Genomic DNA, 490 nt, shown 5'->3' on the forward strand with positions numbered 1-490 from the left:
AACCCACCTGAGCAGGAGAAATGCCATGAACACACAGAACGTCAACGTCAAAACCGCCACGCCAGAATCTCCCAAAACATGCGCTGAAAAGCAGGGCGGGGCGCTCAGTCCGGCGCAGTTTCGCGATCTGTACGATCACCTGCACAGGCACGGCGTGTTCACCGGCATCAGCGGGGTTAATGGTGCGCAGCTGGCTGAGCTCGATGCGCTGGAGGAGCCCACGGAGGAGCCTGAAGCGGCGATCGTTTACCTGCACAACGGCTGGCCGCTGGCGCTGTATGAGTACGACACCGGTTACCTGATATTCCGCGAAGCGCTGGCCGCTCTATAAACCGTTTTTTATTTCACTGCTGACACTCAAATTTAAGAGGTAATTAATTATGGTCCGTTTTGCTTCCCGCTATGCCGCCCCGACCGCTATCCGTAAAAACAGCCCGCTGAATAACGACGAGCTGATGCGCATTGTTCCGAGCGCGTTTTCTGCAGAAAA

General features: G+C 55.5%; 1 protein-coding gene. It reads left to right on the forward strand.

Going from position 1 to position 490, the window contains the following annotated elements; translation table 11 throughout:
- Positions 1-25: 25 nt before the first annotated feature.
- Positions 26-331, forward strand: a complete 306-nt coding sequence (locus tag IBT54_RS24890; protein WP_167434914.1) for a hypothetical protein — start codon at positions 26-28, stop codon at positions 329-331.
- Positions 332-490 lie beyond the last annotated feature (159 nt).

It is taken from the genome of Pantoea sp. S62 (assembly GCF_016658625.1).
In the GTDB taxonomy this organism is placed as follows: Bacteria; Pseudomonadota; Gammaproteobacteria; order Enterobacterales; family Enterobacteriaceae; genus Pantoea; species Pantoea vagans.